Raw genomic sequence first — 21,310 nt, 5'->3', positions numbered from 1 at the left:
ATTGCCAAACCTCTACACAATTGATTTTGAGAGGTGAGTTAATAGTGCGATATTCAGCGGTGTTGTGAATGCATCAGCGGAAAAATTAGGGAAAGACTGTAACAACCATAAAATCCATTGGTGTACAGCAATGTAAATCCCCAATAACAAAATAATAGCCAATCCCGTAAAAATCGCCGTGCGATGAGATTGCTTTTTCATAGAAGGAAATATTTCATAAAAAGGCTGCTTTAGGTGCGGATGGATTGAGGATTTACGCAGCAAATATTTGATGAAAATCCTGATGTATCTGCGCTAACAATCGCAGATACATTTAGATTTATAAATTAGGCATTTACAAATAGGGTAAGTTATGATTTGATTTTGGGCGTTTTTACGTTTATTTTAAGCACTGAAGTGCTTACTACAGAGAAAGTTTCCTCTCACCAGATTGATCGGAAAGTTGATAAGGGTGGTATTTTACTAAGCGGATGTTCCAAGGACCTTTGACTTCATAAGAAACGCCGCGCCAATTGACTGTTGATGTCCGCAAAGATGATAAAAAGGCTAATCCATAAACCCACTGTGTTAGGGGAATTGCTATCAGCATTTTCATGAGGATGAAAAATGATAGTTTTGTCGTGGTTTTATCTGGAAAATGAATTACTTGGTGTACGCCTTTTTCTAATCCCAGCATGAGAAAAAGTAAACCGATGGTATAGATAGCGAAGCTGCTAAAGCACAAAGATGCTGCATCCGATTCTCCGCTCAAAAACGCCACTAAACCTAACAGGATGACGAGGGTAGGAACTAAGATACTAGAAATAACATCACCAATCACCGCTGACCATAAAGGATGATAAAGTCGAGAAGAAAGTATTTGGCGTTGAAGACAACTGAGTAAGCTGGGTAAATCGCATTCTTCTTGATTCAACATCAAAGAAGGAACAAATTTAACTTGCATTTTCTGTTTTTTTAAAACTTTGCATAGCAGCTTATCTTCGGTTAATGCTTGTCCCCATTTATCTAGCAGTCCTGTTTCTCGAAATAGTTCTGTTTTTAGCGCCAAATTACCACCCCAAGGAATGCCGAAAAGGAACATCTGGACAACGGTGGAAATGTTGCCTTGGTAGCGTACCATAGATCCCCAATAGTTACCTGTGGGTACGTACCAACGGTTTCCAGTTGTGATGCCTATTTTGGGATGAGTCAGAGGAGTGACTAGTTCACGCAGCCAATTGGGATGGGGTATCGTATCGGTGTCGATAAGGGCAACAAATGAGTAGGAATCGTCCAATTCAGAGATAGCTTGCACTAGGGAACTGCATTTGAGACTGCAATTGTGGCGCCGCATTTTTAAAGGGCTGATTTGGACGTTGATTGCTGCTTGTTGGCTGATATCAGTGGCGATTTTCCAAGCTGGATCTTCGTAACTATCGACGATTAACTTTAAATCATACTGTGGATAGTTTTGGTTTAAGAGCGATCGCAAACAATCAGACAAAAACGGATCGGCTCCGCGTAAGCAAAGAATTACCGCCGTTTTCGGCAACTGGTCATCTGCTAAGATGTTTTTGCTCTTTGAGTGCAAGTCAAACAAAAAAGCAACCGCTAAAAACATCTGTATAGCTAGCCAACCCAGCAAAGATTTAGACAGGAATATCGCCAGTTCTATCATTAAATTTATTGCCTTTAAATGCGGTTTTATGGATCGAGTCCATATTTCATGTCTATGTTGACTGTGGTATTTTTCGAGAGCGAAAAACTAGCTTTATTAAACTTGGGTGTACCCGTTGTGATTGATACTGTCGGATTATTGGAAATGCCAAAGCCTTCTTTAGGGATGCCGAAAAAGTCTCTATTAAGTTGGCGATCGCCATTTTGATCGTCAACTACAGCTACAGCATAATTTCCCGGCTTCAAGCCAGTAAATTGCTGTTTTAGAGAAGTGCCTGTAATTTGTTTGCAAGCACTTTTGACAACATTCTTTGTACTTAAAGGAAATCCTTTTTCATTTGAGTAAATTCCTAAGCAAATCTGACCTTTTTGATGTTTGATGCCATTAACTACTACAGTTAGTGTTGTAGTTGGTTGGGCATTTGCTGTTTTAGCAAAGCTGGTGCTGACTAAAATAGCGAGTAACAAAGAACTGATTTTAGATAACTTCAACATCAGTTATCGCTCCTGAATAGGTAATTTTTGCAATTATTTTGTAGAGGCACAACATATTGTGCCTTATTGCTTTTATTACACGCAAACAAAAACCACTCTTAATTGAAAGTTTTTATTTGCTGTTTTTTAATTGAATAGTTTCTCCAACGAATCCAAAACATTTGAACGGCTTTTGTCAAATCTTTAATTAAAAAAGATTCGTTTCCTCGGAGTTTTTTGTATAAACTAATATGACAACATATTCGTTGATACAAATTCATTGGAAACAGCCATACGGAAAGAGTATATTCCCATAATATTCGCCAATGTGGAAATATAATTTGTCCTTCATTCGCCGAATCTAACCATACTGACCACCCGTAAAAATCAGGTATCATACTCGATGAGTATTGTGTATTGTTGTTAGTAAACGACAAATAATCGGGGAAAAACATACTCATTGATTGTTGCGGATGGATTCTGGCAAAAAACAGGCGATCGCCTATTTCATAAAACTTGCCAATCATCCCCAGTCTTAACAAGAAAATTCCATCTGCAAGACCGTAACTTCCCATCGGAGGTGTTATTCTTAAAGCACTAGCACGTATTACCCCGTAACATTGGTAGCATAAGTGCTTAGTCAGAAGCTCATGAAAACGCTCTTGGGGTTTTGGTGAATCTGTTTTCAGTTTGATATCATATGTGCGTAAGATATCACTGTTTTCGTCAATCAAATATGCTTGAGAGTGACACAAAATTATCGTCGGGTCTTTATCAAGTATTTCAATGCACCTAGCGATAAAATCTGGAGCATGTAAATCATCATAAGCTGCCCACTTAAAATACTCCCCCGTAGACAATTCAAACACTCGATTGAAGTTAGGAGCGCACCCAATATTTCTTTCATTACGGTAATAACGGATGCGATCGTCTTTGGTTGCGTATGTTCGACAAATTTCCTCTGTCTTGTCTGTTGAGGCATTATCGCAAATAATTAACTCGAAATCAGCAAACGTTTGAGCCAAAAGTGAATTTATCGCTTCTTTGAGAAATTTTTCCCCATTATATACAGGTAGTCCAATACTCAATCGTGGCTGATTTTTGCTCATAGGATTACGCTTATTTCACAACTTTTTGTAGGTCTGTCTGTTCAATCCATTCTTGTGTGCGTCGCATTCCTTCTGCTAAGTCAATTGTTGGTTGATAATTTAACAGAGTTTGTGCTTTAGTAATCGAATAGGCATAGGGACGGCTCATAAAATCTATAGATTCAGGCAGAATATCTGGTTCTTTCCGAAACAGTTTCTGTCCTTGACAGCGCAACTTGACAAATAATTTAATTTCATCTTTGGACATAGAAAAGGGTGCAGGTGCTTTGGCTATTTCTGCTAAACGCATGAAATAATCTTTCCAAGAAGTTTCTTGTCCGTCAGTGATATTAAATATTTCTCCGTGTGCTTCTTTTTCTATAGCTAAAAAGATGGCATGAACCAAGTTATCTAGATATACATGATTCATGATTCCCTGACCATCGTTTACGTAAGCAAATAGTTTTTGACGCATTAATAAAAGTGGTCGAACTATCCAAGGAATGCTTCCCGGTCCATAAACTTCACCCGGTCTAATGATGATGATGCCAAAATCTGGGGGAGAATTTAGTTGTAAAAGTGCTGTTTCTGCTTCTATTTTCGTTTCGCAGTAGGGATTTTTTTCTCCACAAAGTGGTCCATCTTCAGTCACGCGATCGGGATAGTTGAAACCGTAAACTAAACCACTGGAAAGATGCACAAAGCTTTTAACACCAGCTTTTTTAGCGGCTTTAGCCATGTTGACTGTGCCGCTTACATTTATCTCTCGAAAACGGTCGATTGCCCCAGCTTCTTTGGCAAGTTCGGCTGTATGAAAAACTATGTCAACTTCTTCGCAAGCAACTTCAGCAACAGCAGCATGATTAATATCACCTACCATCACCTCTGCACCCAATTGTTGCACTTTTTTCAAGTTATCTGGAGAACTTTGCAATCCCCGGACTTTCATTCCCTGCGCTATGGCTAATTCAGCAGTACGCAAGCCGATAAATTGGTCAATACCGGTGATGAGGATGGTTTTGTTTTGGAGGTTCATTGTTGGTTGTTAGGTGTTAGTTGATAGTTGATAGTTGATGGTTGATGGTTGATGGTTGATGGTTGATGGTTGATGGTTGATAGTTGATGGGTATTGTATTAACCACTATCTACTACCCACTAACAACTAACCACTATCCACTACCCACTAACAATTAACCATTATCCCATTTAAAAAATGTCTGCTGGGTCGGCGGAACGGAGTTTATTAATTGCAAGTGTTCCCGAAGTAATACACATTAAAACTGTTGATACCAATACAATTAGTGCATTATTAAAAGTCATCCTTATTGGCAAGTTAGTAGCTTTCATTGCAAAGTCATATAAACCTAAGGAAAAAGCAAATCCCGGAATATAACTGAGAATTGCCAAGATTAAAGCTTGTTGAAAAACTACAATTAATAAATAATTATTCGCATAACCTATAGCTTTTAAAGTGGCGTAGGCAACGAATTGAGTAGCAATATTACTGTAAAGAATTTGATAGACGATGACCACACCAACAACAGAAGCCATTGTTAGCATAAGGTTAAGGATAAAGCCAATCGGTGTTCTAATTGACCAATAATTTTTCTCAAAGTCAATAAAGCCTTGGTGAGTAAATATTTGGACATCATCAGGTAATTCTGCTCGCAAATGTGCTAAAACGGCTTCTGCATCAACACCAGGTTTGAGGGTAACAACACCCATATCTATCATTTCTGATGTACGGCTATTTGGATCTATTCTGAAGAAAGTTGAGTCACTAACAAGTAAACTTCCATCTACTCCAAAGGAGGGACCAAGGCTGAATAAACCACCCACTCTAACTCTGTAACCAGTTAATGCATTAAAGGGAAATATTTCAATTACTTGTTCTTTGTCTGATTTCTCAAAATTTGCGGCGATCGGTCCAAACTCTGGGCGAGAAAGTCGGTCAAAAAGCATCACGTCTGGAATTTTGAGCTTATCTAAATTTTGGTCAACTTCCGGTATATTCAAAACATTTCTACCAGGGTCGATTCCAATAACATATATTGAGTATTTCTCTCCGGTTTCGGGGTTTTTTAATTTAGCAAATTGTACATATATAGGGCTAACTGACTCTACACCATCAAATCCTAGTGCTTGAAACAAACGAGTACGAGAAAAGCTTTGAGCCGATGTCAAAGATTTATATTGAGAACTAACTAAAAATAAATCTCCTCGCAAACTTTGATGTACTGCGGTAGCACTTGAATAAAGTGCATCTTGGAATCCAAGTTGGACAAACATCAGCAGCACAATAAATGCGATACCTGCTACAGCTACTAGAAAACGAACTTTTTGTTGAGCTAGCTGTAGCCATGCTAAGGGAATTTTGAATGCCATTATTAGTTGTTAGTTGTTAATTGTTAGTTGTTGGTTGTTGGTTGTTAGTTGTTGGTTGTTAGTGGACATTGGGCATTTCCCCTTTTCCCCTCTTCAAATTACCACTATCAACTAACTACTAACTACTAACTACTAACCAATAACTAATGCTAGATTTTAATAGCGACATCTACTTGTAAGTTGGTTAAACGAGCAACTCGTTTACTATCTGCTGGATTGTCGAGGCGAATTTTTACTTTAACTATTTTCCGGTCTGTGTCCGATCCGGGATTGAGACTAAAGATATTTTGTTTGTCAACTTGCCAACCAACTTCACTTACAGTTCCCTGCAATGGTTGAGAAATTGCAGGACTGGTAATGGTGGCTTTTTGACCGAGACGCACTTTTTGAATATCGGTTTGATAGACTTCTGCGACGACAAACATTTGCGATGTTTTACCTATTTCCGCAAAGCCAGAAGTGCTGATTACTTCTCCGGTTCTGGCATGGATTTTCAAAATCTTTCCATCTATGGGAGCTTTGATATAAGTTAAATCCATGTCTGCTTTTGCTTGAGCGATCGCAGTCATTGCACTTTTGACTTCGCTTTGTGCCAATTGCACATCTACAGGACGCACTTCTTTAATGCTTCCAAGTTTGGCTTTTTCCTGTTTTAGCTGGTCATTGAGAGTGTTGGTAGTGCGGTTGAGGGTAGCTTGAGCTTCTTCAAGCTGCTGTTGTACTGTCTTGAGTTGCAAAGTCTTGCTATCTAATACTGAAGCAGCGATCGCACCTTCTTTATATAATTGCTGGTATCGATTATTCTCAGTATCAGCATTTTCTAACTGCGCTTGAATGCGAGCGATGGTCGCTTGTTGAGTTGCGACTTCTCCTTTTAATTGCGACTCTAAACTAGCGATCGCTGCTTTTTGAGCATCGACATCTCCAGATTTAGCTCCTGCTCTTACCTGCCCTAATTTGGCTTGAGCAATTTGCAGTTTGTCTACAGACTGTTGCAAAGCTGATTTACTGCGAGCATAATCTTCTAGCAATGCCAACACTTGCCCTTTCTTAACCTGATCTCCTTCCTTCACTAACAGTTTTTCAACTCGCACACCATTAATTGAATGAGGAGCAGACAAATAAGTCACTTCACCTTCAGGTTCTATCCGTCCTAACGCTGTAACAGCCACTCTTGCAGGGGCAGTTTTTGGCGGATTTACTGGCTGAGTTTGTGCTTTATATTCAGACGCAAATCTTGAAGAACCATAGAAAAATACTAGCCCGGTTGTTGCAGCAATTGAAGCTGCCAAAATTACTCGCCACCGACTTTGAGGTTTTTTAAATAAGTGGCTTTCTTTGTCTACTGACATATTTTCATCCCAATTTTGCTACGCCAGAGAATAGCCTAAATGGCTACATCAATTAACTGAAATCGACTTATCCAGAAATTAACTTTTATGAGCTTACATTGTCTGGTTTTAGCTTAATTTACGAAAATGTCATATTGTTGTATACGTAGACAAGGCAGTATCTTGCTTTCGTAGTTTGTTACCTTTCATCGCATCCGCAACTAAGTAATATATTGGCGGCAAAATTAAGAAGAGCGTTATCGCAAAGTCTCAATCAACTTTATCCTAAGTTTGTATTAGATAAAAAAATGTGCCCAAAAGCGCGTTCCTAAAAAACCTAAATATCAATCAGAACGAAACGCCGATGAAATCACTTGGATAAAAGTAAAAATTACAAACTTGTTTTTCACTTTCGCAAAATTTATTGATTTTGTCAACTTAATTATTCTCTATAACCCTCAACTTAAAATGTCGTCAAAAATACTAAACGTATTTTTTGCAGTCTTCATTTAATGACAATAAATATTTAATTTTGATGATTGGCTTCTGTAAATAATCTGCTTGCTTTTCCCATTGTAATTGATTCATCAACTTCTCAATCTCCAATAGCCGTCCTAGAAATATAGCAATTATTCACAAATATTATGTTTATTGTGTACTATCAACAAATTCCTAATTGTTTGATAAATAACTTTTTAAACTTGTAAGTTTATTTTTATTTAAACTTGATGATACTCGACTTAATTATGATGTTGTTTTAAAAATATCGAAGGAGTGAGTATGCATGATTTGGGTGTATTCATTGAATCTTTATATTAATTAACGAAAAGTTGTTATTTATTTTTTAATCTAGATAAAATAGATGGATAACCCAAAAATGACAGAATTATCTGATTATCAATAAAAGTTGTAAATTATACTTATGTGTTCTATTCTGTTCAAAATTGACATCAGGAAAAATCTATTTATTTCCTAAAATTATCCAAAACGAACTATTCAGTTTATTCAAGCTGTGCTAGTGTTTGTATTAATTCAAATGCTTCAAAGCGGTGAGGCGCATAAGTTACTTTCTGAAAATATCAAAAGTAAGAATTACTAAAAAAAGCCTCATTGCCATCACCGAAGCGATAGTTTTATTGTTTTTCCGAGTCTTAGATAAATCCCGATTAAAGGTGATGTTTTTTGTAACGTAATTGTCAACTTTTTGAAGGTGAGTTCTATAAAATGTATTATCCGGGACGTTGAAACTGGCTATGACATTTATCAATCATAAGAACGTGGTTATTAACACCAGCTACGTTGCTGCAATTGAGCTAGATAATCAAACCAGGTCTGAAAAAAATGCGTTTATGTCCTAATAGCTACTACTCAATTTTCACTCTTTCTATTCATTAGTTAAGCAGAAGGGGCACTGCAATTAGGCTTAGACCGATTTCAACAATGTAATCGACATAACAACACAATATCATTCATTGTATTGCTGTATAGTTTTGTTGCGGCATCGCCTGTTGTGTTATGTAGTGTTGCCAATCGATAAAAGCATTTAGAAGAAAGCGAACACTTCTGAGGATAGCTAGCTGCTTAGAAGAGATAGTTCCTGCATTGGTAGGCAATAGAAATTGCTGTAGCTTCACACTCCACAGTACTAAGAATCAGGCTACCTCCTATGTCTGCTTATTCAATTGATACTGCGCTTCAGCAGTTGAAAGACCAGATAAACAATTGTGAACTGGCTGTGCTTAAGGTTATAGAGGAGAAAAAAATGAAGTCGGAAAATAAAATGTCAATCAACAAAATTAACAGACAACTTCAACACAATCCTATAGCCATTATTGGCATGGCTTCTCTTTTTCCGCAATCGAGAAACTTACAAGAATACTGGGATAATATCGTTAACAAAATTGACTGTATCACCGATGTTCCTGCCTCACACTGGAACATAGACGAATACTACGACCCAGACCCCAGAACAACCAAAGATAAAACTTATTGCAAACGAGGCGGATTCATTCCCGAAGTTGATTTTAACCCGATGGAATTCGGATTGCCTCCTAACATCTTAGAAGTTACAGATGTTTCTCAACTGCTAAGTTTAGTCATTGCCAAAGAAGCAATGGAAGATGCCAACTACAGCGAACTTCGCGAGTTTAATCGCGAGAACGTTGGTGTAGTTTTAGGTGTCGCGCAAGGTGGACAATTAGCAATGCCACTAGCAGCCAGATTGCAATATCCCGTCTGGGAAAAAGTACTCAAAAGCAGCGGTTTATCTGATGAAGATACTCAAAAAATCGTCGATAAAATCAAAAGCGCTTATGTAAATTGGAACGAAAACGCCTTTCCCGGCATGTTAGGTAATGTAGTCGCCGGCAGAATTGCCAACCGTCTCAACTTTGGCGGGATAAATTGTGTAGTTGATGCTGCTTGTGCGAGTTCATTCGGTGCTTTAAAACTGGCAATTAGCGAGTTGACAGAACATCGCAGCGACATGATGCTGACTGGTGGAGTTGACTTAGATAACTCGGTAATGGCTTATATCTCTTTCAGCAAAACACCGGCGGTTTCTCCTGGTGATAAAGTCAAACCTTTCGATGCTAAATCGGATGGGATGATGCTAGGTGAAGGTGTCGGCATGATTTTGCTCAAACGGCTGGAAGATGCGGAAAGAGACAATGACAAAATCTATGCAGTTATCAAAGGTATCGGCACATCCAGCGATGGACGGTATAAAAGCATCTATGCACCGCGTCTAGAAGGGCAGGTAAAAGCCTTAGAACGTGCTTATGAAGATGCCGGCTTTGCACCCGAAAGCATCGGTTTGGTGGAAGCGCACGGTACAGGTACAATGGCAGGCGACCCCACCGAATTCTCATCTTTGAAAGAGTTTTTTGGTGAAGACAAAAGACAGCATATCGCCCTTGGTAGCGTCAAGTCGCAAATCGGACACACCAAAGCAGCAGCGGGTGCGGCAAGTTTAATTAAAACGGCTTTGGCGCTACATCACAAAATATTGCCCCCAACAATCAACATTACCGAACCGAACCCGAAATTAAATATCAAAAATTCTGCATTTTATTTGAATACCGAAACTAGACCTTGGATTCGCGCAGAAGGTGAACCGCCAAGACGTGCCGGTGTCAGTTCTTTCGGCTTTGGTGGGACAAATTATCACGTTGTTTTAGAAGAACATACAGCCGAACACAATCGCGCTTACCGCGTACACAATACGCCGAGTGAGGTGGTGCTGTTCGCAGAAACTCACGCGCAATTGGTGAGCAAATGTGAAGAGATTTTAAGTCAGTTGCGCTTACCTGATGCTGACAAGCATTATGCAGCACTAATTGAAGAGTGCAAATCTACAGAAATTCCTTTAAATGCCCCTAGAGTCGGATTTGTTGTTGATTCTCTGACTCAAGCTGCTAAATTCCTGCAAATTAGTCTTGATTGTTTGAGAAATCGGGCTTCATCTGCATCTTGGGAACATCCCCAAGGAGTATATTACCGCGCTTCTGGTCTTAACCTCAAAGGCAAAGTCGTCTCTCTCTTCTCTGGACAAGGTTCTCAATACCTAGAAATGGGTCGAGAACTGGCGATGAATTTCCCCAGCTTGCGGCGTCTTTATGGCTACATGGATAGTCTGTTACTCAAAGACAATTTGCAGCCACTTTCAGAAATCGTGTTTCCTCAACCGGCATTTGAGGAATCAGAGAAAAATGCTCAAGTTGCCGCATTGCAACGCACAGAATATGCTCAACCAGCAATTGGGGTGTTGAGCGCAGGTATGTATAAAATCTTGCAAGAAGCCGGGTTTGAGTCAGATTTCGTTGCCGGACACAGCTTTGGAGAACTCACCGCTTTGTGGGCTGCGGGGGTTGTCAGTGAGGAAGACTACCTATATCTCGTCAAAGCTAGAGGACAGGCAATGGCGGCTCCGCAAGACCCCGATCATGATGCGGGAGCGATGCTGGCTGTTAAAGAAGATATCAGTAAGGTGGAAGCGGTTTTAAAGCATTTTCCCCAAGTGACGATCGCTAATCAAAATTCCCCGAATCAAGTTGTCTTAGCGGGATTGACGACCGAAATCAACAAAGTACGGCAAGCTTTGCAAGAAAAAGGATACGCGGCTGTTTTGCTACCTGTTTCTGCGGCTTTCCACACACCATTGATTGCCTTTGCTCAAAAATCCTTTGCGATCGCTAGTAAAACTGTCAGCTTCCACAGTCCGCAAATACCTGTTTTCACCAACGTGACAGGTAAGCAGTATCCTCAAGAACCGCAAGCAATTCACCAAGTTTTGGAATCTCACCTCAGCAAATCGGTGCTGTTTAAGCAGGAGATTGAAAATATCTATGCTGCGGGTGGTTACTGCTTTGTGGAGTTCGGACCGAGGAGAATTCTTTCTAACTTGGTGAAAGATATTTTAGGCGATCGCCCGCATTTAGCGATCGCTTTGAATCCCAGCGCTCAAAAAGATAGCGATCGTTCTTTGCGAGAAGCTGTAGTACAGTTGCGCGTCGCTGGTTTGTCTCTAAAAAATCTCGACCCCTACCAACTTACACCGCAAGTTCCCCCAACCCAGAAAAACAAAGCGTTAAATGTCCGGTTAAACGGCACTAATTATCGCTCTGAAAAAACGAAAAACGCCTTTGCTACAGCTTTGCAAGACGGACATCAAGTAACATTACCCGTCAGCCAATCTGAAGATAATGCGCTTGTCGTTCCCGTCTTTACCACTGAAGAAGGGGTGGAAGTGAAGTTAGAAGTGACTACTCCCACACCAGCAGTCATCAAAAGCAACGGACACAATAAAAACGCCGTTATCGATACCTCTGCGGTGAGTGATATTACCACACAGGAAACTCCTGAGATCCAACCTGCGCCTATCAATACCTCTGCGGTGAGTGATATTACCACACAAGAAATTCCTGAGATCCAACCTGCGCCATCTCATCAATTAGTTCTGGAGTCGCATATGCCCAAGCCAGAAAAACCTTTAAATTACCAACAGGTTTTAGAAAGTTTAGAGTTCCTCCTGACACAGTTTCAGCAAAATCAAAGCGAAAATTTACAACTTCACGGAACTTATCTAAATCATCAGATGGAATATGCGAGAACATTTTTCCAACTGATGCAACAGCAGAATTCTGTGTTTGCTGGTAACTCTTCACAGTCAGCGTCAGAACTTTTACCATTTCTCAAAGCAAGTTTAGAGCGTAGCATGATGCAGTTTCACTCTCAACAAGGTGAAACCCTACGCATTCATGAGCAGTATCTCAAGGAACAGGTAGAGTATACCAAGAGCTTTTTTCAACTGATACAGCAAGAGTATGCTCAGTTAGTTTCTGGGGGACTGGAGACTAGGGACTGGGGACTAGGTTCTTCAGATACCGTCAACCATCAACCTGTTGTAGAAGCATCCGCACCTGTCGCTAAGGTATTGGAAACAGCACCCCAACCTGTTGTGGAAGTACCCGCAGTCACTACCCCAGTAATACCGCAACCTGTAGTTGAAGCACCCACAGTCAAGGTTCTAGAAACGCCACCACAGCCTGTAGTTGAAGCACCCGCAGTCACTACCCCAGTAATACCGCAACCTGTTGTGGAAGCACCCGCAGTCACAGTTAAGGTAGTAGAAACACCACCGCAGCCTGTAGTTGAAGCACCCGCAGTCACCGCCAAGGTTGTAGAAACACCACCGCAACCGATTGTCGAAGCACCCGCAGTCAACGTTAATGTAGCAATCAGCACACAATCTACATTAGCAACTACTTCTGATACAACGGTAAACTTGACTGAGTTGGGTAACAACCTTTTAGCCATTACCAGCGATAAAACAGGCTACCCAGTCGAGATGCTGGAAATGGAAATGGATATGGAGGCTGACTTAGGAATTGACTCGATTAAGCGGGTAGAAATCCTCGGTGCGTTGCAGGAAATGTATCCTGACTTGCCCAAGCCAAATCTTGAAGAATTAGCAGAAAAACGCACTATCGGTCAAATTGTCGAATATCTGCAATCTCATGCTTCGCAAAAAGTTTCCGTAGAAATAGCTATTCAAGAAGTACAAACAGCTACGGAAGTTCCGGCAATTGTTATTCCTCAGCCAGTAGTTACGGAAATCGAAGTCACAAAAACAGTTGAAACAATAGATGCATCAGCAGCTAGTGAGATTGCAGACTTAGGTGCAACTTTGTTAGCCATCACCAGTGATAAAACCGGCTATCCAGTAGAGATGTTAGAACTCGACATGGATATGGAAGCTGATTTGGGGATTGACTCAATCAAACGGGTAGAAATCTTGGGTGCGATGCAAGAAATGTATCCCGATTTACCCAAGCCGAATGTAGAAGAATTGGGAGATTTACGCACCATCGGTCAAATTGTCGATTATCTCCAGAAGCTGGTTGGAGGTGAAAAAAAAAAGTTTCAGTATGAGTCAGACGAGGAATTAGACAACGTTAAACATAATGTACAACGTCGTCCCGTCCAACTCAAAATCCTGCCCCCACCCGATTCTTTAGACTTCAATTTACCAGAGGGACACATCTGTTTAATTACCGATGATGGTTCCCTCACTACTTCTCAAGTGGCTGAATTACTGATAGACAAAGGCTGGAAAGTGGTTGTTTTAAGTTTCCCGCAATCGATAGTTTTTCAAACATCGCTTCTACCAGCAGGAGTGATTAATGTCAAGTTGTTGGATTTAACAGAGGAACATTTGCAACAACAATTGAGTGCGATCGCTACTAATTATGGCGCGGTTGGAGCTTTCATCCATCTCAATCCAGCCTTTCAAGTCAGCCACAACGGGAAAATTCCTTATCTTGCAGAAGAAAAGGCGATCGTTAAACACGTTTTTCTGATAGCAAAACATTTGAAAAAATCCCTGAATGAAGCGGCACGTTATGGACGCAGTTGTTTCTGCACCACTGCGCGTCTTGATGGAGCATTTGGACTGGAACATAAAGTAAATTATGGTCCCATTAGTGCCGGTTTATTTGGATTAACTAAAACCTTGAGATGGGAATGGCAAAAAGTATTTTGTCGAGCAATTGACTTACATCCTGCTATTAGCGCTCAAGAGTCAGCACAACATATCATTGCCGAACTTCACGACCCGAATAATTGTATCAGTGAAGTTGGATATGGTTCGCAAGGTAGAGTAACCATCGTCAGCGTCGCGAATTGTTAGTAGTTGGTGGATAGTTGTTAGTGGATAGTTGTTAGGGGATAGTTGTTAGTGGTTAATACAACACCCAACAGCTAACCACTATCAATCAATAACTATCAACCAACAACTATCAACCAACCACCATCAACCAACCACCATCAACTAACAACTAACCACTATCAACTAACATTAAATTTATGACAACACAAACACAAAATTCTACAACATCAGTTTTTTTAGTTAGTGGTGGTGCAAGAGGCATTACAGCGCAGTGCGTTATCAAATTAGCACAGCATCAACCTGGGAAGTTTATATTACTTGGTCGGAGTGCGATCGCTCAATCTGAGCCAGAGTTTGCTCAAGGTTGTTTTGAAGAACCTGTACTGAAAAAACGCATCATGGAAAATCTTCTTTCTCAAGGAGAGAAGCCTACACCCATGAGTGTACAAAAAGTTTATAACAACATTATTTCCAGCCGAGAAATTAAAGAGACAATTTCCAGCATTGAAAAGGCAGGAAGCACGGCAGAATATATCAGCGTCGATGTTACAGATCCTATCGCCTTGCAAGAGAAAATTGCCGCTGTTGTCAAGCGTACAGGTGCTATTACTGGCATTATACATGGTGCTGGTAATTTAGCCGATAAGTTGATTGAAAAGAAAACTGAGCAGGATTTTGAAAAGGTTTACACGGCAAAAGTTAAGGGGTTAGAAAATCTTTTAGCTTGCGTACATCCCAGCCAACTGCAACATTTAGTTTTGTTTTCTTCCGTAGCAGGTTTTTATGGGAATATTGGACAAACTGATTATGCGATCGCCAACGAAATTCTCAACAAATCGGCTCATCTAATTAAACAAAAATATCCCGGTTGTCACGTCGTCGCTATCAACTGGGGTGGTTGGGATAGCGGAATGGTGACACCAGAACTGAAAAAAGCCTTTGCCGAAAGAGGAATTGATATTATTCCCGTAGAAGTCGGCACAAAAATGTTAGTTAAAGAACTCAATGCTATTAATCGCGCTACCACACAAGTAGTCATCGGTAGTCCAATTACTCCACCACCAGCAGAGTTAGATTCTGAACTACGCACCTATCGCATTCGTCGCAAAATGACACTAGAAGCTAATCCCTTTTTAGTGGATCATACAATCGCTGGTTCTCAAGTTTTGCCAGCAACCTGCGCGATGTCATGGATGATTAACGCTTGCGAAGAACTGTATCCAGGTTATACATATAACAGTTGTCGAGAATTTAAAGTATTGAAAGGAATTACCTTCAATCAAACCTTAGCGAACGAACATATTTTAGAACTGCAAGAAATTGCTAAAGTTGGTTCTCAAAGTATCGAATTTCAAGCTACAATTTTGAGTAAAACTCCCGAAGGAAAAACTCACTATCATTTCAAAGCTTTTGTAACCCTTCTGCGAGAAATGCCAGCCGTTCCTATCTATAATGGACTTAATCTAGAAGAAGATAACATCATTACCACCACTGGTAAAGCTTTTTATCAAAATGGAGATTCCACCTTATTTCACGGACCAGCCTTTCAAAAAATCACCAGAGTTTTAAACATCAGTTCCGAAAAAATTACTGTAGAATGTCTTTGGGAAAACATCACAGAACAACAACAAGGACAATTTCCAGTTCGCTGGCACAATCCTTACACAACTGACTTGAGTACACAATCCTTATGGATTTGGTTAAGCCATTTGCATCAAGAAGTTTGTTTACCCGGACAGTTAACTCATTCCGAACAGTTTGCAGTCACACCATGCAACGAACCATTTTATGTTTCGTGCGAAATCGAAGGAAAAACACAAACCAGCGTCACAGCTAATTTCATTCTACACAGTCGCCAAGGAGAAATTTACTCACGCATTATGGGAGCAAAAGCCGTAATTTGGCCCATGCAATTATCCAAGCGTAAGTAATTTGAGCGCTAAAGCGCTCACTACGAATTTGTCATTTTTTAGTTTCTTCCCACATCTTTCTCTGCGTTCTCTGCGTCTCTGCGGTTTGTAAATAAATATTTCTTAAGTGGGAAACGAGTAACATTACTTCCAGTCCGACAACAGCGTAAATCCTGATAAATCCTTTTCAGTTTGGGGAATAGCGTAAATCCTTTCAAGTTCGGGGATTCAGTAGACTTCTTGCATAAATCAAAAAAAAGAACCCCACCCCGCCTTTGACATAAGTCAAAGTCTCCCCTCTACCACGGGGTGGAGGGGCTGGGGGTGGGGTGTTAGGAGACTTTTGCAAGAGGTCAAGTAATTACTGATACCAAGTTGCATAGACGTAAAAAAGTTATCTCAAAACGAGAATCCCGGTTTCTTGGAGAAACCGGGATTATAAGAGGAGAGAATGACATCTTTACTCGCAACTTGGTATAAGACAATTCAAATTTGAATTGACTCCCTTTTGCTAAACCCAAACGAGGATATCAGCAGTGGAGAAAATCGCCATAATTGGCTTATCATGCCTTTTCCCTGGGGCTAAAAACCCAGAAGAATTCTGGCAGAATCTTAACGAAGAAAAAGATTCAATATCATCTCTAACTATTGAGGATATCGGAGTAGATCCCGCAATATTTTACGATTCAGTAAAAGGGAAACCCGAAACAATATATAACCTCAATGGAGGATTTGTCCGTAACTTTAAATTTCAGCCAACTGAATATAATTTACCACCCGAACTACTTGCTAGTTTGGATAACACTTTTCAATGGTCGCTGTACGCTGCTAAACAAGCGATTCAGCAAAGTGGTTATTTAGGCAATCAAGCTGTACTCTCTAAATGCGGCGTAATTTTAGGTACTTTATCTTTACCTACAAAAGCTTCTAATCAATTGTTTGCTCCTATTTATCAGCAAACAATACAGCCAGCAATTCAGGAACTTTTGCAAGATAAAGACTTTCATTTGCCTTCTTTACCGACATCTATCAAAGCGTCTCCTTATAACGCTATGATATCAGGATTTCCAGCAGCGATGGTCGCTCAAGCTCTGTCTTTATCGAATATTCATTTTTGCTTAGACGCAGCTTGTTCTTCACCTTCATATGCGATTAAACTAGCATCTCATTATTTGCGATCGCATAAAGCTGACTTAATGCTAGCTGGGGGAATTAGTTGTGCCGATCCGCTCTTTTTGCGAATGTTCTTTTGTGGTATCCAAGGATATCCCGAAAATGACCTCAGCCGTCCTTTAGACAACACATCCAGAGGGCTAATTACCGCCGATGGTATAGGGATGTTTGTCTTAAAAAGACACAGTGATGCTATCAGAGATGGCGATAACATTTTAGCGACAATTTGCGGCATTGGACTCTCAAACGATGGTAGGGGCAAGCATTTATTAAGTCCTAATTCTCAAGGGCAAATTCTCGCTTTTGAGCGAGCATACACTGAAGCTGAACTTAGCCCCAAAGATATCGATTACATGGAGTGCCATGCTACCGGCACATTATTAGGAGATACCACCGAATTTAACTCTGTCGAAACATTTTTTGGTGAACATCAAGCAACACCTTTAGTCGGTTCTGTGAAGGCAAATGTCGGACACCTAATGGTTGCTGCCGGTTCGGTGAGCTTAATGAAAGTCATTTTAAGCATGTGTGGAAATGTAATTCCCGCAACAATAAATGTCACCGATCCAATCGGCTCTAATGACAATGTAATTGCACCTAAAAGAATTGTTATAAATGCCACTAAATGGCGCGGAAAAGCATCAGTTAAACGTGCAGCTATAAGTGCTTTTGGTTTTGGTGGAACTAACGCTCATTTAATTCTCGAAAGAGGGGAAAAAGAAAATGACTGAACAATCTGCAAAAATTGCCATCGTCGGTATGGATGCCTTTTTTGGTGAGTGTAATGGATTAGATGCTTTTGAACGTAGCATTTATGACGGAACACAGCATTTTATTTCTTTACCACCGAAAAGATGGCAAGGTATCGAAGAGCAAGAAACCTTACTTAAGAAGTACGATTTACCAGAAGGCAAAGCACCAATAGGAGCATACATTAAAGATTTTGAAATCGATACTTTCGCTTACAAAATTCCGCCGAATGAAGTAGAAAAGTTAAATCCGCAACAATTATTACTGCTAAAAGTTGCCGATCGCGCTTTGAAAGATGCACAAATTAAAGAAGGTGAAAATGTCGCAGTAATTATTGCTGCTGAAACCGAACTTTCTGTTCATCAGTTACAGCAAAGATGGAATTTCTCTTGGCAAATAAAAGATGGTTTAAACGCTGGAGAAATTTCCTTACCCACCGAAAAAGTTACTCAATTAGAAACGATTGTTAAAGACGGACTTCACCATCAAGTTGATATTGGTGAATATCTTAGTTACATCGGTAACATCATGGCGAGTCGGATTTCTTCGCTGTGGAATTTTAGCGGTCCTTCCTTCACCATCACAGCAGTAGAAAATTCTGCTCTCAAAGCGCTGGAAGTGGCAGAAATGCTGCTTACTTCCGGAGAAGTTGATACTGTGCTAGTTGGTGCCGTCGATTTGGCTGGCGGTCTGGAAAATGTATTATTGCGGAGCAAGTTAGCTAAAATTAATACAGGTGTTCCAACTCTCAGTTATGACCAAAAAGTTGACGGCTGGATGGTTGGTGAAGGTGCGGGAGCAGTTGTCCTCAAGCGTCACGACACCGCACTAGAAAGAAATGAACGCATCTATGCAGTCATTGATGCTCTTAGCTTTGGACAAGGGTATCATACTGCAACTCAACTAAATAGCGGTATTGTCACCGCAGATACAGAAACTGTCAACTCTGTCTGCAAACAAGCTTTTCAGATTGCAGGTATTGAACCGAAAGAGATTAAGTATCTCGAAGTGTACGGTAGTGGGGTTCCCCAAGAAGACGAAGCGGAAATTGCCGGGTTACTGCAAGCTTATCCTCCGACTGGGGATGGATTAGATTGTGCGATAGGTAGTGTGAAAGCTAACATCGGTCATACCTTTGTGGCATCGGGAATCGCTAGCTTGATAAAAACCGCTTTGTGTCTGTATCACAGATATATTCCCGGATGCCCGAAGTGGTCTGGAGTGAAAACGCCGCAAGTTTGGCAAGGTAGTCCTTTTTACGTTGCTACCGAATCTAGACCTTGGTTTCTCGGCAAAGAAAGCACGCGCAGAGTAGCAGCAATTAACAGCATGGGCATAGATGGGACATTTGCCCACGTCATCTTGTCGGAACAACCGAACCAGAAAGAACGCAGCAGCACATATTTACAGCAAACGCCATTTTATTTGTTTCCAATTGCAGCAAGCGATCGCACAGAATTACTACAGCATCTTACCGCACTTCAACAAAGCATCGAAAAGTCTACTTCTCTCTCAGCTACTGCTAGCAATACCTTTACAACCTTCCAACAGAATCCTCAAGCAAAATACGCTCTCTCCATTCTTGGACGTAACAAAAAAGAATTAACTAGAGAAATCGAATCTGCCCGCAAAGGTGTAAATAATGCCTTTGAAAAAGATATAGATTGGCTAACACCTCTTGGTAGTTATTTTACGGCTAAACCATTAGGTAAACAAGGCGGTATTGCTTACGTTTATCCAGCAGCAGTTAACGCTTATGTTGGTCTTGGTCGGAATTTGTTTCGCTTATTTCCGAAAGTCCATAATGACGAGATTGTTCAAAGTCTTTACAAACGTGCTGCTGACGTTGAGAGATTGGTATTTCCCAGAAGCTTGAATAAGTTGACAACCAGACAATTAGAAACTCTGGAAAAGCAACTTTTAGATGATTCTTTGGCATTATTTGAAGCCGAAATGCTTCATACCAGACTCACAACAACAATTATCCAAGACGATTTTCAAATCAAGCCAAAATTTGTCTTTGGATATAGCTTGGGTGAAACTAGCATGATGGTTGCTCAAGGAATTTGGAGTAACTTTTACCAAGGAAGTAACAACTTTAACTCATCTCCTTTGTTTGGTGAGAGATTATCTGGTGCAAAAAACGCCGTTCGCGAATATTGGGGATTACCAAAAGCAACATCAAACGACAACAATTTTTGGAGTAACTATGTATTGATAGCATCAGCATTTGAGGTGCAAGAGTGTATTAAAAATGAGAACCGCGTTTATTTGACTCAAATTAATACACCCGAAGAAGTTGTAATTGCTGGTGAAACAGCAGCTTGTGAGAGAGTAATTAAAACTTTGGGTTGCGATGCTTTCCGCGCTCCCTTCGACCACGTAATACATTGCGAACCGATGCAATCGGAGTACGAAGAACTAGTTAAAGTTAACACATTACCAACAAGTAAAAAGCTTCCTGATGCTACTTTTTACTCAGCATTAGAGCATAAACCGATTGTACTTGAAAGTCAGGCGATCGCGCACAGTGTCGCCAAAGTTCTTTGTTCACAACTTGATTTTCTCCAATTAGTTAATCAAGTCTACTCTGATGGAGCCAAAATCTTTATCGAAGCTGGTGCAGGTAGTGTTTGTTCTCGGTGGATTGACAAAATTCTCGATGGTAAAGAACATCTCACCGTATCCCTAAATCGAAGAGGTGTAGACGACCATACATCTTTTGTCAAAGCATTAGCGAAACTCGTCAGCCATCGAGTTGAACTCGACTTATCACCACTCTACATTCAGGCAAAAGAAACTAAAAGTCAACGATTACCAACAATCAGAAATATCACCTTGGGTGGTAAGCCAATTCTTTCTACAATCCTGAGTGAAGAAAACCGGAAACTTTTCCAAAATCAAGCTCATAAAAAAGTAGTAAAACGTATTCCCACCCAAGAACAAACTAGAGAACTGATAAATTCTTCCAAAGCTGGTAGCAAACACAACAATATTCCCCCATCTCAAACAAAACAAGAGGAAGTTACCATGAAAAATATCATTGATAACAGTTTTCAGCCTAGAGAAATATCACAATCTTATCAGTCCACCGCTACAAAAGAGAGAATTACTCAATCGATTCCTCGTCCACCCGTTGTAACTGAGATAAATCACACAGTAAATCTAAATGATTTACGTAATTCTCAGTATCAAAAATTGAGTAACAACAATTCAAGCATTACAAAAACTCACACCGCGTTTTTACAAGCTAGACAGGAATTTAGCCAGCAAATGAGTGAAATCATTCAATTACAGTTAGCCTGCGCCGAAAATTTGCTGAATCAATAAAGTAAATTACAGTAGAGACGTTCCGGCGGAACGTCTCTACCCCAT

Annotated in this window: 12 protein-coding genes; 4 read left to right on the top strand and 8 right to left on the bottom strand. The window is 40.3% G+C overall.

The features are described 5' to 3' along the window. Nucleotides 1-12: 12 nt before the first annotated feature. The 8 genes from AABK37_RS09830 to AABK37_RS09795 form a co-directional block, all read right to left on the bottom strand. Nucleotides 13-201 (bottom strand): hypothetical protein, encoded by a 189-nt coding sequence (locus tag AABK37_RS09830; protein WP_432551383.1) that lies wholly within the window; start codon nucleotides 199-201, stop codon nucleotides 13-15. A 202-nt stretch (nucleotides 202-403) separates the two neighbouring features. Next, on the bottom strand, nucleotides 404-1,657 hold the full coding sequence (locus AABK37_RS09825; RefSeq protein WP_432551382.1) for a glycosyltransferase: 1,254 nt from the start codon (nucleotides 1,655-1,657) through the stop codon (nucleotides 404-406). Between the two features lie 26 nt (nucleotides 1,658-1,683). Further along, nucleotides 1,684-2,151, bottom strand: a complete 468-nt coding sequence (locus tag AABK37_RS09820; protein ID WP_432551381.1) for a DUF2141 domain-containing protein — start codon at nucleotides 2,149-2,151, stop codon at nucleotides 1,684-1,686. Between the two features lie 98 nt (nucleotides 2,152-2,249). Further along, nucleotides 2,250-3,239, bottom strand: coding sequence for a glycosyltransferase family 2 protein (locus AABK37_RS09815; protein ID WP_432551380.1), 990 nt, complete (start codon nucleotides 3,237-3,239; stop codon nucleotides 2,250-2,252). A gap of 10 nt (nucleotides 3,240-3,249) precedes the next feature. Beyond that, nucleotides 3,250-4,254, bottom strand: a complete 1,005-nt coding sequence (locus AABK37_RS09810; protein ID WP_432551379.1) for an NAD-dependent epimerase/dehydratase family protein — start codon at nucleotides 4,252-4,254, stop codon at nucleotides 3,250-3,252. A gap of 170 nt (nucleotides 4,255-4,424) precedes the next feature. Further along, nucleotides 4,425-5,603: an ABC transporter permease DevC gene (gene devC, locus AABK37_RS09805; protein WP_432551378.1), complete on the bottom strand. Its 1,179-nt coding sequence runs from the start codon at nucleotides 5,601-5,603 to the stop codon at nucleotides 4,425-4,427. A 149-nt stretch (nucleotides 5,604-5,752) separates the two neighbouring features. After that, nucleotides 5,753-6,955: an ABC exporter membrane fusion protein gene (locus AABK37_RS09800; RefSeq protein WP_432551377.1), complete on the bottom strand. Its 1,203-nt coding sequence runs from the start codon at nucleotides 6,953-6,955 to the stop codon at nucleotides 5,753-5,755. A gap of 1,448 nt (nucleotides 6,956-8,403) precedes the next feature. Continuing rightward, complete coding sequence (locus tag AABK37_RS09795; protein WP_432551376.1) at nucleotides 8,404-8,568, bottom strand: hypothetical protein; 165 nt, start codon at nucleotides 8,566-8,568, stop codon at nucleotides 8,404-8,406. A gap of 32 nt (nucleotides 8,569-8,600) precedes the next feature. Between AABK37_RS09795 and AABK37_RS09790 the strand changes: the two genes are divergently transcribed. The 4 genes from AABK37_RS09790 to AABK37_RS09775 all read left to right on the top strand — a co-directional run bounded on the left by AABK37_RS09790 (nucleotide 8,601) and on the right by AABK37_RS09775 (nucleotide 21,265). Continuing rightward, the gene (locus AABK37_RS09790) at nucleotides 8,601-14,123 is read left to right on the top strand and encodes a beta-ketoacyl synthase N-terminal-like domain-containing protein (protein ID WP_432551375.1); all 5,523 of its coding nucleotides are present in this window, start codon (nucleotides 8,601-8,603) and stop codon (nucleotides 14,121-14,123) included. A gap of 176 nt (nucleotides 14,124-14,299) precedes the next feature. Then, nucleotides 14,300-16,033, top strand: a complete 1,734-nt coding sequence (locus AABK37_RS09785; protein ID WP_432551374.1) for an SDR family NAD(P)-dependent oxidoreductase — start codon at nucleotides 14,300-14,302, stop codon at nucleotides 16,031-16,033. Between the two features lie 515 nt (nucleotides 16,034-16,548). Then, nucleotides 16,549-17,916 carry a polyketide synthase gene (locus tag AABK37_RS09780; RefSeq protein ID WP_432551373.1) on the top strand — a complete coding sequence of 456 codons (1,368 nt, stop codon included), beginning with the start codon at nucleotides 16,549-16,551 and terminating at the stop codon, nucleotides 17,914-17,916. Beyond that, on the top strand, nucleotides 17,909-21,265 hold the full coding sequence (locus tag AABK37_RS09775; protein WP_432551372.1) for a PfaB family protein: 3,357 nt from the start codon (nucleotides 17,909-17,911) through the stop codon (nucleotides 21,263-21,265). The genes AABK37_RS09780 and AABK37_RS09775 overlap by 8 nt, the downstream gene beginning before the upstream one ends. Nucleotides 21,266-21,310 lie beyond the last annotated feature (45 nt).

Source organism: Tolypothrix sp. VBCCA 56010, from assembly GCF_050875635.1.
Taxonomy (GTDB): Bacteria; Cyanobacteriota; Cyanobacteriia; order Cyanobacteriales; family Nostocaceae; genus Hassallia.
Note: the sequence above shows the minus strand (reverse complement) of the source record. Positions and strands in the feature narration are given on the sequence as shown.

Coding starts and splice junctions, on each gene's coding strand:
- AABK37_RS09810 (WP_432551379.1), bottom strand. CDS start 4,254: ATGAACCTCCAAAACAAAACCATCCTCATCACCGGTATTGACCAATTT.
- AABK37_RS09790 (WP_432551375.1), top strand. CDS start 8,601: ATGTCTGCTTATTCAATTGATACTGCGCTTCAGCAGTTGAAAGACCAG.
- AABK37_RS09775 (WP_432551372.1), top strand. CDS start 17,909: ATGACTGAACAATCTGCAAAAATTGCCATCGTCGGTATGGATGCCTTT.
- AABK37_RS09825 (WP_432551382.1), bottom strand. CDS start 1,657: ATGATAGAACTGGCGATATTCCTGTCTAAATCTTTGCTGGGTTGGCTA.
- AABK37_RS09820 (WP_432551381.1), bottom strand. CDS start 2,151: ATGTTGAAGTTATCTAAAATCAGTTCTTTGTTACTCGCTATTTTAGTC.
- AABK37_RS09785 (WP_432551374.1), top strand. CDS start 14,300: ATGACAACACAAACACAAAATTCTACAACATCAGTTTTTTTAGTTAGT.
- AABK37_RS09800 (WP_432551377.1), bottom strand. CDS start 6,955: ATGTCAGTAGACAAAGAAAGCCACTTATTTAAAAAACCTCAAAGTCGG.
- devC (WP_432551378.1), bottom strand. CDS start 5,603: ATGGCATTCAAAATTCCCTTAGCATGGCTACAGCTAGCTCAACAAAAA.
- AABK37_RS09830 (WP_432551383.1), bottom strand. CDS start 201: ATGAAAAAGCAATCTCATCGCACGGCGATTTTTACGGGATTGGCTATT.
- AABK37_RS09815 (WP_432551380.1), bottom strand. CDS start 3,239: ATGAGCAAAAATCAGCCACGATTGAGTATTGGACTACCTGTATATAAT.